The organism is Streptomyces sp. NPDC029152 (assembly GCF_055564355.1).
In genome coordinates this window covers 94,933-107,362 of sequence record NZ_JBVHWR010000015.1, presented here as the reverse complement: position 1 = coordinate 107,362, position 12,430 = coordinate 94,933, and the positions used below count along the sequence as shown (strand labels likewise).

Below are 12,430 nucleotides of genomic sequence, written 5' to 3'. Positions count from 1 at the left end.
TCGCCCTGGTGCCGACGGCCGCTGCCGACGTCGCCTCCTCGACCGGCATGCGGATCCCCGTCGACGGCAGCGCCGCCGGGCGGCGGCGTCGACCGCCGTGGTCACGGTGCGGCCCGTGCAGGCGGTGGACGGGCGTCCACCGCTGCCCGACGCCACGGACGAGGCGTCCGACGAGGAGGGCTTCGCGGCCCACGACCAGTACCGCGCCCGTCACGGCGCCCCGCCGCCGCGCCTGGACGACGAGGCCGTCGCGCACGCCGCGAGCCGCGCCCGGGCCGCTTCGACCCGGGACGGACCCACGCCGCCGCGGGAGACGGGGGGCTGGGGCGAGAACCGCTACTGGTCCGCCGCCTACGGGAACGGGCCGGCCTCGTGCGAGGAGGCCGTGCGGTTCTGGTACGAGGCGCGCTGGACGGGCGGCTACGACGGGGACCGGCCCGGCTGCTCGCCCGACACCGGCCCCTTCACGCAGGTCGTGCGGAAGCCGACCGACACGCTCGGCTGCGGCCGGGCCGCGGGGAAGCCGGACGGCGAGGAGTCGTACCGGACGTACGTCGTCTGCGGCTGCGGCCCGGCGGGGAACACGATCGGCCGGTTCCGGGAGAACGCGGGGGAGCCGGCCGGCGAGAACCGAACCGCCTGCCGGGGGACCGGCCGACGCGACCGTGGTCCCGGCGGCGCCGGTCCGGCCGGGCGCCTGCCGAGGTGCACGACGCGCCGGCGTGCCGCCTCCCGCGCGCGGACCGGCCCGTACGCCTCGACGCGGCCTGGCGGCAGCACGGAACCGGCGCACCGTTCGTCAGCGAACGGTGACGGACCCGGCGCCGCCCGGCCGGTCCGTACCGGAAGGCGGGCCCCGACCGGTGTGCGGGGCGGGGGCGGGGGCGGCGGCCGCTCCGCGCCCGCCCCTCTCCGGTCAGGTCAAGCGGCCAGGCCCTGGTCGGCCTTGACGGCCCGTTCACGGCCCGCCCGAAGCTGCTCCAGGAGGGCGTCGGCGGCGACGAGCGCCTGGTCCACCGACCGGGTGCCCGTCATCACGCACAGCGTGTACGAGGTGTCTTCCAGCTCCCGGCTCGAACGGCCGGTGGGCTCCAGGTCGTGACGGAAGCGGGCCTGGGCGAAACGGGCCAGCACCGCGCGCAGTTCCTTCTCGGCGGGCAGCAGCAAAGCACAACCTCTTTCACAGACGGGCTGATCGGGCGGTCCCGTGACAACCGTCACCGCGGATTCCGCGAACACGTGTGCCCCCGCCGCTTCTCGGTATGCATCCGTGTCGGCGGTCTCACGGTGCCCGGACCACCGGCGGCTCCCCGCGCGGCACGATCAGCGCCGCGCGCAGGGCGGCCGCGGCCTCCTCGCCGATGCGCTCGGCCAGCACGCCCTCGATGACGGCGAGGGTCGCCTGCGCGCGCCGGTGGACGCGGACGCCCTCCGCGGTGATGCGGATCAGGCGGTTGCGTGCCGAGGAGGGGTCCGGGACCTGCTCCAGCAGGCCGAGGGAGACCAGGCCGTGCACCGCCTGGTGGGCGGTCTGCCGGGTGACGCCGAGGCGGCGGGCCAGTTCGGCGACCGTGGTGCCCTCCGCGTCCAGGAGGGCGAAGACCTGTCCCTGGGCGCTGCTCAGCGGCTGCTCGCCGGCCGCCCGCATGCTCGCCATCAGCGCGTCGTCGAACCAGCGCCTGGCGCCTGCCAGCAGCAGGGGCATGTTCCGGGCGGCTTCCTTCGCTTGTGTCATGACTCCTCGGACTCCTCGGGCCACGAGCATACGGGTGGGCGGGTGACGCGGTGCTCCCGCCGTCGCGAGGGGTGTCGCCCGACCCGATCGTCAGGTAACCTGACACGCAACAAACGTCAGGCAACCTGACAAAGCGCATCCGGAGGCTTTCCGTGACCATCGAATTCGCCAGGCGCACCCACTCCCTCATCCCCGCCGAACCGGGCAAGCCCTACTTCATCGAGAAGGGCATGGGGGACCGCGCCCACCTCTTCGGCGACCTGTTCACGATCTACGCGGGCGGTCCGCAGACCGAGAACACCTTCAACTTCTTCACCTGCGACGGCCCCAAGGGCGACATCATCCCGGCCCACTCCCACCCCGACACCTACGAGGTCTTCTTCGTCACCCAGGGGGCCGTCCGCCTCTTCGTCGAGGACCTCGAGGGCGAGCAGCACGAGAAGCTGCTCACCGTCGGCGACTTCGGCTTCGTGCCGAAGAACTGCCCGCACGCCTACCGCATCGAGCGCCACCACAGCCAGATCGTCGGCGTCGCCGCCGGCCCCGGCGGCACCTTCGAGCGGTTCTTCGAGAGCCTCGGCACCGACACGGACGAACTCGGCCTGCCCAGGCAGCCGTTCGTGCCCGAGCCGCACAAGTTCGGCACCGTGCCGCAGCAGTACGACGTGACCTTCCTGCCCGACCACCAGTGGCGCACGGGGAGCTGAGACCGCCATGGCGTACGTACGGGCGCTGCTCGCCGGCGCTCTCGTGGGCGCGCTGTACGCCGCCCTGAAGGTGAGGTCCCCGGCGCCCCCGCCGGTGGCCCTGTTCGGCCTGCTGGGCATGCTGGCCGGCCAGGCCCTGCCGGGGGCGCTGTGAAGCCCCGGCTCGCGCGCCTGCGCGGCCCCGCCGTCAGCCTCGGGGCGGGGCTGCTGACGGGCGCCGTCTACTGGGCCCTCGGCGTCACCTCGCCCGCCCCGCCCCTGATCGGCCTCACCGGACTGCTCGGCATCGTCCTCGGCGAGCGCGCCGTCACCTGGGGGCGCGGCCGGATCGCCGCATCGAGACACCACACCGCGAAAGGAGAGGCCCATGACCGCACCGGATGAGCGGACAGGCTTCGTCGACGTCCACGCCCACTTCGTCACCGACTCCTACGTCCGGCAGGCGAAGGCCGCCGGCCACGAACTGCCCGACGGTGTGCCCGCCTGGCCCGGCTGGTCCGCCGAAGCCCACCTGGAGCTGATGGACCGGGTCGGCATCAGCACCGCGATCCTTTCCGTGTCGTCCCCCGGGGTGCACTTCGGCGACGACGCGGCCGCCCGCCGCCTGGCCCGCGAGATGAACGAGGAGGCCGCCCGGGTCACCGCCGGACACCCGGACCGCTTCGGCTTCTTCGCCTCCCTCCCGCTGCCCGACGTGGACGGCGCCCTGGCCGAGGTGGCGTACGCCTTCGACGGACTCGGCGCCGACGGCGTCGTCCTGGAGACCAACACCCACGGCGTCTACCTGGGCGACACGCGCCTGGAACCCCTCTTCGCCGAGCTCGGCCGCCGCCGCGCCGTCGTCTTCCTGCACCCGACCTCCCCCGTGTGCTGGGAGCGGTCCGCCCTCGGACGGCCGCGCCCCATGGTCGAGTTCGTCTTCGACACCGCCCGCACCGTCACCGACCTGCTCCTGGCGGGCACCCTGGAACGCCACCCGGGCCTGCGGGTGATCGTCCCGCACTGCGGCGGCGCGCTGCCCGTGCTCGCCGACCGCGTCAACGGCTTCATGAAGCTCTTCCTGCCCGACCGGGCGGGTGACGCCCCCGACGCCGTGGAACAACTGCGGCGCCTGCACTACGACATGGCCGGGCCCGCCTTCCCGCGCCAGGTCCCCGCGCTCCTCTCCCTGGTCGAGCCGGACCGGCTGCTGTACGGCAGCGACTACTGCTGGACGCCCGCGCGCGGCGTGGACGCCCACGTCGCCATTGTCGACGCGGCGCCGGCGCCGGCGGGCGCCGCCGACTGGCGGTCCCTGACGACGGACAACGCCCGCCGGCTGCTGCCCCGCCTGGCCGGCCGGCCCACCCGGACCCCCGAGGAGTGACCGTGCATCCCCGACTCGCCCCGTACCTCGCCCCGCCCGACCCCACGGCCCTGCCCCTGCCGCCCGCCGCGCACCCCGCCGACGGCGTACGGCTGCTGCGCGCGGTCCCGTACGCCGTGCACGACGGCAGCAGGCCCCTGGAACTCGACGTGTGGCTCCCCGAGGAGGCCCCCGACGGGCCGCTGCCCGTCATCGTCTTCGTGCACGGCGGCGCCTGGCGCACCGGACTGCGCGACGACCCGGGCCCGCGCTTGCGCACCTGGCGGCCCGGCCCCTTCGCCCGCCTCGCCCGGGCCGGGTTCGCCGTCGTCTGCCCCGACTACCGGCTCAGCGGCGAGGCCGCCTTCCCCGCCCCGCTGGAGGACCTCGCCGCGGCGCTGGCGTGGCTGCGCACCCGTGCCGCCGACCTCGGCGTCGACCCCGACCGGATCGTCGCCTGGGGCGAGTCCGCGGGCGGCCACCTCGCCGCCCTCCTCGCCCTCACCGCCGGGCCGCCCCTGCGCGGCTGCGTCGTCTGGTACGGCGCGACCGACCTCACCGCCGCGCCCCCGCACACCCCCGAGGCGGCACTGCTCGGCGCCCCCGCCGCCGAGGTCCCGGAACGCGCCCGCGCGGCCAGCCCGGCCGCCCGGGTCACGCCGGGCGCCCCGCCCTTCCTGATCCTGCACGGGGACGGGGACACGGTCATCCCCGTCGCCCAGGGAGAGGCCCTGGCGTCGGCGCTCCGGGCGGTCGGCGCACGGGCCGTCCTCCGGACCGTCGCCGGAGCCGATCACCTGTGGATCGGGGCGGCCGAGGCGGACGTGGAACACTGCTTCACCTCCTCCCTCGACTTCGTGCGGAGCCGGACGGAGTGATAGAAGCGGGCATGACCACCTTGCCCCACCCCGCAACGCCGGACGGCCCCCGATGACCGCCGGGATCGACACCCCGGACCAGCGGGGCCGCACCGGACTCGACCGGGCCGGCCAGGACCTGACCGGCAACCCGCGCGTCAGGATCCGCGACGTCCGGCTCCTCTCCAGCCACTGGTACGTCGAACGCACCACCACCTTCGACCTCCAGCGCGCCGACGGCACCTGGAGCACCCAGGAGCGCGAGACGCACGACCGCGGCAACGGCGCCACCGTGCTGCTCCACGACACCGACCGCGGAACGGTCCTGCTCACCCGTCAGTTCCGCCTGCCCGCGTACGTCAACGGCCACCCCGACGGCATGCTGATCGAGACCCCCGGCGGGGTGCTCGACGACGAGGACGAGCACCCCGAGGCCGCCGTGCGGCGCGAGGTCGTCGAGGAGACCGGACACACCGTCGGTGAGGTCCGGCACGTCTTCGACGTGTACATGAGCCCCGGCTCGGTCACCGAACGCGTCGGCTTCTACGCCGCCGCCTACGGCCCCGCCACCCGCACCCACGAGGGCGGCGGCCTGCACGAGGAGGGCGAGGACATCGAGATCCTCGAACTCCCCTTCCACCGGGCCCTGGAGATGATCCGCACCGGCGAGATCTGCGACGCCAAGACCATCATGCTGCTCCAGTGGGCGGCGCTGGAGGGCCCCTTCGCCCCCCTCCGCGAAGGCGATCGAGGCCCGGGGCCGGGACGTCAGAGGTGACGGCGGCGGTCGGCGGCGGCGCGCTCGTACCGGGCGCGGGCGTCGGCGGCGGCCGGGCGGGCGGAGACCTCGGCCACCGGCACGTCCCACCAGGCCTCGGCCCCGGGAGCGGTCACCGCCGGATCCGTCTCGACGTGGACGCAGGTCGGGCGGGTCGCCGCACGGGCCGCCGCCAGCGCCTCCCGCAGCTCGCGCACCGTCTTGGCGCGCAGCACCTCCATGCCGAGGCTGGCCGCGTTGGCGGCGAGGTCGACGGGCAGCGGGGCGCCGGTGAAGGTGCCGTCGGCGGCGCGGTGGCGGTAGGCGGTGCCGAAGCGCTCGGCGCCGACCGACTCGGACAGGCCGCCGATGGAGGCGTAGCCGTGGTTCTGCACGACGACCAGCTTGACGGGCAGGTTCTCCTGCACGGCGGTGACGATCTCCGTCGGGTTCATCAGGTAGGTGCCGTCGCCGACCAGCGCCCACACGGGTGTCCCGGGCGCCGCCTGCTGCACGCCGAGCGCGGCCGGGATCTCGTAGCCCATGCACGAGTAGCCGTACTCCAGGTGGTACTGGCGCGGGGAGCGGGCCCGCCAGAGCTTGTGCAGGTCGCCGGGGAGCGAACCGGCCGCGTTGATCACCACGTCGTCGTCGCCGACCACCGCGTCCAGCGCCCCCAGCACCTGGGTCTGCGTCGGGACGGCGTTGTCGTCGTCCGCCGTCAGGGCGGCTTCCACGACCCGTTCCCAGCGCTTCTTGCCCGCGCGGTACTCCGCTTCGTACGACGGCGCCACCCGGTGTCCCGCGAGGGCGTCCGTCAGCAGCGTGAGGCCGGCGCGCGCGTCGCAGACCAGGGTGCGGGCGGCGAGCTTGTGGGCGTCGAAGGCGGTGATGTTGAGGTTCAGGAAGCGGACGTCCGGGCGCCGGAAGAGGGTGCCGGAGGCCGTGGTGAAGTCCGAGTAGCGGGTGCCGACACCGATCACCAGGTCCGCGGTGCGGGCCAGGTCGTCGCTGACGGCGGTGCCGGTGTGGCCGATGCCGCCGAGGTCGGCCGGGTGGTCGTGGCGCAGGGAGCCCTTGCCGGCCTGGGTGGAGGCGACCGGGATGCCGGTGGCGTCCGTGAACGCCCTCAGCGCCTCCTCGGCCTCGCTGTGGTGGACGCCGCCGCCCGCGACGATCAGCGGGCGCTCGGCGGCGCGGACCGCCCGGACCGCCTCGGCCAGTTCCGCCGGATCGGGGGCGGGCCGCCGCACGTGCCAGACGCGGTCGGCGAAGAACTCCTCGGGCCAGTCGTACGCCTGCGCCTGCACGTCCTGGGGGAGGGCGAGGGTGACCGCGCCGGTCTCGGCCGGGTCGCTCAGCACCCGCATCGCCCGGAGCGCGGAGGCGATCAGGGCGTCCGGGCGGGTGACGCGGTCGAAGTACCGGGACACCGGGCGCAGGGTGTCGTTGACGGACACGTCGGCCTCGGTCGGGTGTTCCAGCTGCTGGAGCAGCGGGTCGGCCGCGTGCGAGGCGAAGTAGTCGCCGGGGAGCAGGAGGACCGGCAGACGGTTGACCGTGGCGAGGGCGGCGCCGGTGACCAGGTTCGTGGCACCCGGGCCGATCGACGTCGTCACGGCCTGCGCGGACAGGCGGTTGAGCTGGCGGGCGTGGCCGACGGCCGCGTGCACCATGGCCTGTTCGTTGCGGCCCTGGTGGTACGGCATGACGTCGGCGTACTCGACGAGCGCCTGCCCGATGCCGGCCACGTTGCCGTGGCCGAAGACGCCCCAGGTGCCGGTGATCAGACGGTGCCGTACGCCGTCGCGTTCGGTGTACTGGGCGGCCAGGAAGCGCATCAGCGCCTGGGCGGTGGTCAGGCGGCGGGTGACGGCGGCGCTCATGCGGACCTCTCCGGTGCGGTGTAGAGGGGGAGCCGGGGGTCGACCGGCTGCTCGGGCCAGGTGTCGCGGATCCAGGCGTGGTCGGGGTGGTCGCGGATCAGCCAGGCGCGCTCGGCCCCCGGGCCCGCCATGACGTTGAGGTAGTACATGTGGTGGCCCGGTACGGCCATCGACGGTCCGTGCCAGCCGTCGGGGATCAGGACCACGTCCCCGTCGCGGACCTCGGCCAGCACGTCCGTGCCCCGTCCCCGCCCGGACGGCGAGACCCGCTGGTAGCCGAGGCCGGGGGTGCCGTCGTGGCCGGCGAACTCGAAGTAGTAGATCTCCTCCAGCACGGACTCCTCGCCGGGGCGGTGCTCGTCGTGCTTGTGCGGCGGGAACGAGGACCAGTTGCCGCCCGGGGTGATCACCTCGACCGCGATCAGCCTGTCGCACGCGAAGACGCCGGCGGCGGCGAAGTTGTTGACCTGCCGCGAGCAGGTGCCGGTGCCCCGCAGCTCCACCGGCACCGACGACGCCGGGCCGTGGCGGGCGGGCAGACGGCGGTCGCAGCGGGCGCCCGCGAGCGCGAACCGGCCGCCGCCGGCGGAGGTCACCGTCGTACGGGCGTCGCGCGGTACGTACGCGAAGTCGGTGACGCCGCTGAACACGTCGGCGCGGCCGGTCAGTTCGAAGACTTCCCGGCCGAAGTCGCCGGTGGTGGCGACCGTGCAGCCGCCGGCGAGCGGGAGGACGATCCACTCGCCGGCGCCGCTGTCGAAGGTGTGGCCGCCGCCGGGCGGCAGGTGGAGCACGCGCAGACCGGAACGGTCCCAGCCGGCCTTCTCGGGCGTCACGTCCACGGCGTACGGGCCGTCCGCCGCCTCGCCCGCGGGAAGGTGATACGTCATCGGGTCCTCTCCTGTTCTCTCCCGTGCCACAGCCCCTGTGACACGGCTGCCCGGGTCACAACAGCCCGACGGCGGTGTCGACCGCCTGTTCCACCGTGCCCTCGGCGGGGTAGAGCAGCGAGCGCCCGACGACCATGCCCTGCACGGTGGGCAGCCTGAGCGCCTTGCGCCAGCGCTCGTAGGCGGCGGTCTGGTCCGCGGGGGAGCCGCCCACGTCGCCGCCGAGCAGGACCGCGGGCAGCGTGGAGGTCTCCAGGACCTCGCCCATGTCGTCCGGGTCGTGGGTGACGGGCAGTTTCAGCCAGGTGTAGGCGGAGGTGCCGCCGAGGCCCGAGGCGATGGCGACCGAGCGCGTGACGGCCTCGGCGGACAGGTCGTTGCGGACCCGGCCGTCGATCCGGCGGGAGACGAACGGCTCGACGAAGACGGGGAGTTCGCGTGCCGCCATGGCGTCGACCGCGCGGGCCGCGGTCTCCAGGGTGGCCAGCGAGCCGGGGTCGTCGTAGTCGATGCGCAGCAGCAGCTTGCCCGCGTCGAAGCGCAGGCGGGCGAGGTCCTCGGCGCGGTGCCCGGTGAAGCGGTCGTCCATCTCGAAGGCGGCGCCCGCGAGGCCGCCGCGGTTCATCGAGCCCATGACGACCTTGTTCTCCAGCGCCCCGAGCAGCAGCAGGTCCTCCAGCACGTCGGCGGTGGCGAGCACCCCGTCGACACCGGGCCGCGACAGCGCGGTGCACAGGCGCTCCAGCAGGCCGGCCCGGTTGGCCATGGCGAGCCGCCGGTCGCCGACGCCGAGCGCGCCGCGTGCCGGATGGTCCGCGGCCACGATCAGCAGGCGCCCGGAGTCGCCGATCAGCGGACGGCGCGTCCGGCGGGCCGCCGCCTCGGCGATGGCCCGCGGGTGCCGGGCCCTGACCGCCGTGAGGTCGGGGATGCTGAGGGACAAGGCAACGCTCCGTTCAGGGAGTGGCTCGCGCGAGGAGGCCGTCGATCTCCGCCCCGGTGGGCATCGCGGAGGAACAGGCCAGGCGGGAGGCGACGAGGGCGCCGGCCGCGTTGGCGTACCGCATGGTGCGCTCCAGGTCCCAGCCGGACAGCAGGCCGTGGCAGAGGGAACCGCCGAACGCGTCGCCCGCGCCGAGGCCGTTGACCACCTCGACCGGCACCGGGGGCACCTCGGCCGTCCGCCCGTCGCGGTGCACGGCGAGCACGCCCTCGGGGCCCTGCTTGACGACGGCCAGCTCCACGCCCGCGGCCAGGAGCGCCTCGGCGCACGCCCGCGGCTCGCGCACGCCCGTGGCGATCTCGCACTCGTCGAGGTTGCCGACGGCGACGGTCGCGTGCCGCAGCGCCTCGGCGTAGTACGGGCGGGCCCGGCCGGGGTCGGCCCAGAACATCGGCCGCCAGTCCAGGTCGAAGACCGTGGTCCCGGCCTTGGCGCGGTGGGCGAGGGCGCCCAGGGTCGCCGTACGGCTCGGTTCCTCGCTCAGCCCGGTGCCGGTGATCCAGAAGACGCGGGCCGCGCGGATCGCGTCGAGGTCCAGCTCCTGCGGGTGGATCTCCAGGTCGGGGGCCTTGGGGCGGCGGTAGAAGTACAGCGGGAAGTCGTCCGGCGGGAAGATCTCGCAGAAGGTGACGGGCGTCGGGTACGCGGCGACCGGGGTGACCCAGCGGTCGTCGACTCCGAACTCCTTCAGGGCCCGGCGCAGATAGCCGCCGAACGGGTCGTCGCCCGTGCGGGTGATGACGGCCGCGGCACGGCCCAGGCGGGCGGCGGCGACCGCCACGTTCGCGGCCGAACCGCCGAGGAACTTGCCGAAGGTCTCGACCTCCGCCAGGGGTATACCCGTCTGGAGGGGGTAGAGATCGACCCCGATGCGGCCCATCGTGATCAGATCGAAGTGCCGGACTGACTCGGCCATGAGCGACGCTCCTCGGGCTGGGCGGGAGGGGGCCTGCCGCCTCCCAGGTGTAGGGCGGCGAGACGACCTTGTCAATACTTTGTACTTACATTCGGACCAACTTGTGAAGTGATGTCTTGACAAGACATTGACAGCGGGCCCCCCAAGGACTTGTATCCGGTCCCAGCGCAACAGCCCTTCTTCTCCGGTCCGACACACGGCTCCCGTCGCACAGTGAGGTGCAGGAAAGATGGTCCGCTCTTCGCACGCACGCCCCCGCAGATCCGTCCCGGCCGTGGCCCTCGCCGCGGCGGCGGCGCTGGCCCTCGCCGGCTGCTCCAGCGGCTCCGGGGGCAAGAAGGCCGACGAGGAGGGGAACCCCGGCGCCTTTGCGGGCAAGGCGGACACCCCCCGCATGACGGTCGCCCTGGTCACCCACCAGGCGCCCGGCGACACCTTCTGGGACATCGTCCGCAAGGGCGCCGAGGCCGCCGCCGCCAAGGACAACATCGAGCTCGTCTACTCCGCCGACCCCAACGCGGGCAACCAGGCCAACCTGGTGCAGAACGCGATCGACCAGAAGGTCGACGGCATCGCGGTCACCCTCGCCAAGCCGGACGCCCTGCGCGCCGTCCTGGCCGGGGCGAAGCGGGCCGGCATACCCGTCGTCGGCCTCAACTCCGGCCTCGCCGACTGGAAGGAGCTCGGCCTGACGGAGTTCTTCGGGCAGGACGAGAGCGTGGCGGGCGAGGCGTTCGGCAAGAAGCTGAACGAGGTCGGCGCGAAGAAGGCCGTCTGCGTGATCCACGAGCAGGGCAACGTCGGTCTGACCCAGCGCTGCGACGGCGTGCGGAAGACCTTCGAGGGCGCGGTCGAGAACCTCTACGTCAACGGCACCGACATGCCGTCCGTGAAGTCGACGATCACCGCGAAGCTGAAGCAGGACGGCGCCGTCGACCACGTCGTCACGCTGGGCGCCCCCTTCGCCATGACCGCGACGCAGTCGGTCGAGGAGACCGGCGGCAGGGCGAAGGTCGCCACCTTCGACCTCGACAAGGAACTCACCGGCGCCATCGAGAAGGGCACCGTCGAGTTCGCCGTCGACCAGCAGCCCTACCTCCAGGGCTACTTGGCGGTCGACGGCCTGTGGCTCTACGAGAACAACGGCAACTACAGCGGCGGCGGCGAGCAGCCGGTGCTGACCGGCCCGGCCTTCGTCGACAAGTCCAACGTCACGTCCGTCGCCGAGTTCGCATCGAAGGGCACCCGGTGATGAGCGCCGCCCCACAGGCCGGGCCGGCGGTGACCGCACCGCCGGCTCCCGGTCCCGGACCGGGCGACGGGCGGAGCCGGCGGCGCCCGCTCGCGCTGCGGCTGCTCGCCCGGCCCGAGGTCGGGGTCCTCCTCGGCGCCGTCGCGGTGTACGTCTTCTTCCTGATCGCCGCGCCCCCGGTCCGCGACGGCAGCTCCATGGCGACGGTCCTCTACCAGTCGTCCACCATCGGCATCATGGCGCTGCCGGTCGCCCTGCTGATGATCGGCGGCGAGTTCGACCTGTCCGCCGGTGTCGCCGTGGTCACCTCGGCGCTCACCGCGAGCATGCTCAGCTACCAGCTGACCATGAACGTCTGGACGGGCGTGATCGTCGCCCTCCTGGTCTCCCTCGGCGTCGGCGCGTTCAACGGCTGGGTGCTCGTCAGGACCGGACTGCCGAGCTTCCTCGTCACCCTCGGCACCTTCCTGATCCTCCAGGGCGTCAACCTCGCCGTCACCAAGCTGGTCACCGGCAACGTCGCCACCGACGACATCAGCGACATGGACGGCTTCGGCCAGGCCGAGGCGCTCTTCGCCTCGTCCTTCGGCGTCGGCGGCGTCCAGGTGAAGATCACCGTCGTGTGGTGGCTGGTCTTCGCCGCGCTGGCCACCTGGGTGCTGCTGCGCACCAAGTACGGCAACTGGGTCTTCGCGGTGGGCGGCGACAAGGAGTCCGCCCGCGCGGTCGGCGTCCCCGTCACCTTCACCAAGATCACGCTGTTCATGCTGGTCGGCCTCGGGGCCTGGTTCACCGGCATGCACCAGCTGTTCTCCTTCAACACCGTGCAGTCCGGCGAGGGCGTCGGCCAGGAGCTGATCTACATCGCCGCGGCCGTCATCGGCGGCTGCCTGCTCACCGGCGGCCACGGCTCGGCCGTCGGCCCGGTCTTCGGCGCCTTCATGTTCGGCATGGTGAACCAGGGCATCGTGTACGCCGGATGGAACCCCGACTGGTTCAAGGCGTTCCTCGGCGTGATGCTGCTCGGTGCCGTCCTCGTCAATCTGTGGGTCCGCCGCGCGGCGACCCGGAGGTGATCGGAA

General features: G+C 73.7%; 14 protein-coding genes and 1 pseudogene. 9 read left to right on the top strand and 6 right to left on the bottom strand.

Features of this window, described 5'->3' with window-relative positions:
- Positions 1-97: 97 nt before the first annotated feature.
- Positions 98-502, top strand: a pseudogene (locus ACZ4V6_RS27855) (CAP domain-containing protein); the annotation flags it as partial.
- Positions 503-921: 419 nt separating this feature from the next.
- On the opposite strand, the gene ACZ4V6_RS27850 reads toward ACZ4V6_RS27855, so the two are convergent.
- Positions 922-1,167 carry a DUF5133 domain-containing protein gene (locus tag ACZ4V6_RS27850; protein WP_467832722.1) on the bottom strand — a complete coding sequence of 82 codons (246 nt, stop codon included), beginning with the start codon at positions 1,165-1,167 and terminating at the stop codon, positions 922-924.
- Between the two features lie 115 nt (positions 1,168-1,282).
- Positions 1,283-1,735: a MarR family winged helix-turn-helix transcriptional regulator gene (locus tag ACZ4V6_RS27845; RefSeq protein ID WP_467832719.1), complete on the bottom strand. Its 453-nt coding sequence runs from the start codon at positions 1,733-1,735 to the stop codon at positions 1,283-1,285.
- A 152-nt stretch (positions 1,736-1,887) separates the two neighbouring features.
- Between ACZ4V6_RS27845 and ACZ4V6_RS27840 the strand changes: the two genes are divergently transcribed.
- From ACZ4V6_RS27840 to ACZ4V6_RS27815, 6 genes are read left to right on the top strand one after another with little or no spacing between them, the layout of a single operon-like run.
- Positions 1,888-2,442: a quercetin 2,3-dioxygenase gene (locus ACZ4V6_RS27840; RefSeq protein ID WP_467832718.1), complete on the top strand. Its 555-nt coding sequence runs from the start codon at positions 1,888-1,890 to the stop codon at positions 2,440-2,442.
- A 7-nt stretch (positions 2,443-2,449) separates the two neighbouring features.
- Positions 2,450-2,596 carry a DUF1427 family protein gene (locus ACZ4V6_RS27835; protein ID WP_467832715.1) on the top strand — a complete coding sequence of 49 codons (147 nt, stop codon included), beginning with the start codon at positions 2,450-2,452 and terminating at the stop codon, positions 2,594-2,596.
- Positions 2,593-2,826 carry a DUF1427 family protein gene (locus ACZ4V6_RS27830; RefSeq protein WP_467832712.1) on the top strand — a complete coding sequence of 78 codons (234 nt, stop codon included), beginning with the start codon at positions 2,593-2,595 and terminating at the stop codon, positions 2,824-2,826. Before ACZ4V6_RS27835 ends, ACZ4V6_RS27830 begins: the two co-directional genes overlap by 4 nt.
- Positions 2,810-3,808 carry an amidohydrolase family protein gene (locus ACZ4V6_RS27825; protein ID WP_467832710.1) on the top strand — a complete coding sequence of 333 codons (999 nt, stop codon included), beginning with the start codon at positions 2,810-2,812 and terminating at the stop codon, positions 3,806-3,808. Before ACZ4V6_RS27830 ends, ACZ4V6_RS27825 begins: the two co-directional genes overlap by 17 nt.
- Positions 3,809-3,810: 2 nt before the next feature.
- Positions 3,811-4,665: an alpha/beta fold hydrolase gene (locus tag ACZ4V6_RS27820; RefSeq protein ID WP_467832706.1), complete on the top strand. Its 855-nt coding sequence runs from the start codon at positions 3,811-3,813 to the stop codon at positions 4,663-4,665.
- A 52-nt stretch (positions 4,666-4,717) separates the two neighbouring features.
- Positions 4,718-5,422 (top strand): NUDIX domain-containing protein, encoded by a 705-nt coding sequence (locus tag ACZ4V6_RS27815; RefSeq protein WP_467832703.1) that lies wholly within the window; start codon positions 4,718-4,720, stop codon positions 5,420-5,422.
- On the opposite strand, the gene iolD is transcribed toward ACZ4V6_RS27815, so the two are convergent.
- Genes iolD through iolC form a run of 4 tightly spaced genes read right to left on the bottom strand, consistent with a single transcriptional unit; the run spans position 5,413 to position 10,096 of the window.
- The gene (gene iolD / locus ACZ4V6_RS27810) at positions 5,413-7,287 is read right to left on the bottom strand and encodes a 3D-(3,5/4)-trihydroxycyclohexane-1,2-dione acylhydrolase (decyclizing) (RefSeq protein ID WP_467832700.1); all 1,875 of its coding nucleotides are present in this window, start codon (positions 7,285-7,287) and stop codon (positions 5,413-5,415) included. The two genes, ACZ4V6_RS27815 and iolD, sit on opposite strands and share 10 nt — an antisense overlap.
- The gene (iolB, locus tag ACZ4V6_RS27805; RefSeq protein WP_467832694.1) at positions 7,284-8,177 is read right to left on the bottom strand and encodes a 5-deoxy-glucuronate isomerase; all 894 of its coding nucleotides are present in this window, start codon (positions 8,175-8,177) and stop codon (positions 7,284-7,286) included. Before iolB ends, iolD begins: the two co-directional genes overlap by 4 nt.
- 55 nt (positions 8,178-8,232) lie before the next feature.
- Complete coding sequence (locus ACZ4V6_RS27800; RefSeq protein ID WP_467832691.1) at positions 8,233-9,120, bottom strand: Cgl0159 family (beta/alpha)8-fold protein; 888 nt, start codon at positions 9,118-9,120, stop codon at positions 8,233-8,235.
- A gap of 13 nt (positions 9,121-9,133) precedes the next feature.
- Positions 9,134-10,096, bottom strand: coding sequence for a 5-dehydro-2-deoxygluconokinase (gene iolC, locus ACZ4V6_RS27795; protein ID WP_467832689.1), 963 nt, complete (start codon positions 10,094-10,096; stop codon positions 9,134-9,136).
- A gap of 229 nt (positions 10,097-10,325) precedes the next feature.
- On the opposite strand from iolC, the gene ACZ4V6_RS27790 reads away from it, so the two are divergent.
- Complete coding sequence (locus ACZ4V6_RS27790; RefSeq protein ID WP_467832686.1) at positions 10,326-11,348, top strand: sugar ABC transporter substrate-binding protein; 1,023 nt, start codon at positions 10,326-10,328, stop codon at positions 11,346-11,348.
- A complete protein-coding gene (locus ACZ4V6_RS27785) occupies positions 11,348-12,424 on the top strand; it encodes an ABC transporter permease (protein WP_467832685.1) in 1,077 nt (358 codons plus the stop codon). The genes ACZ4V6_RS27790 and ACZ4V6_RS27785 overlap by 1 nt, the downstream gene beginning before the upstream one ends.
- The last annotated feature ends 6 nt before the right edge of the window (positions 12,425-12,430 follow it).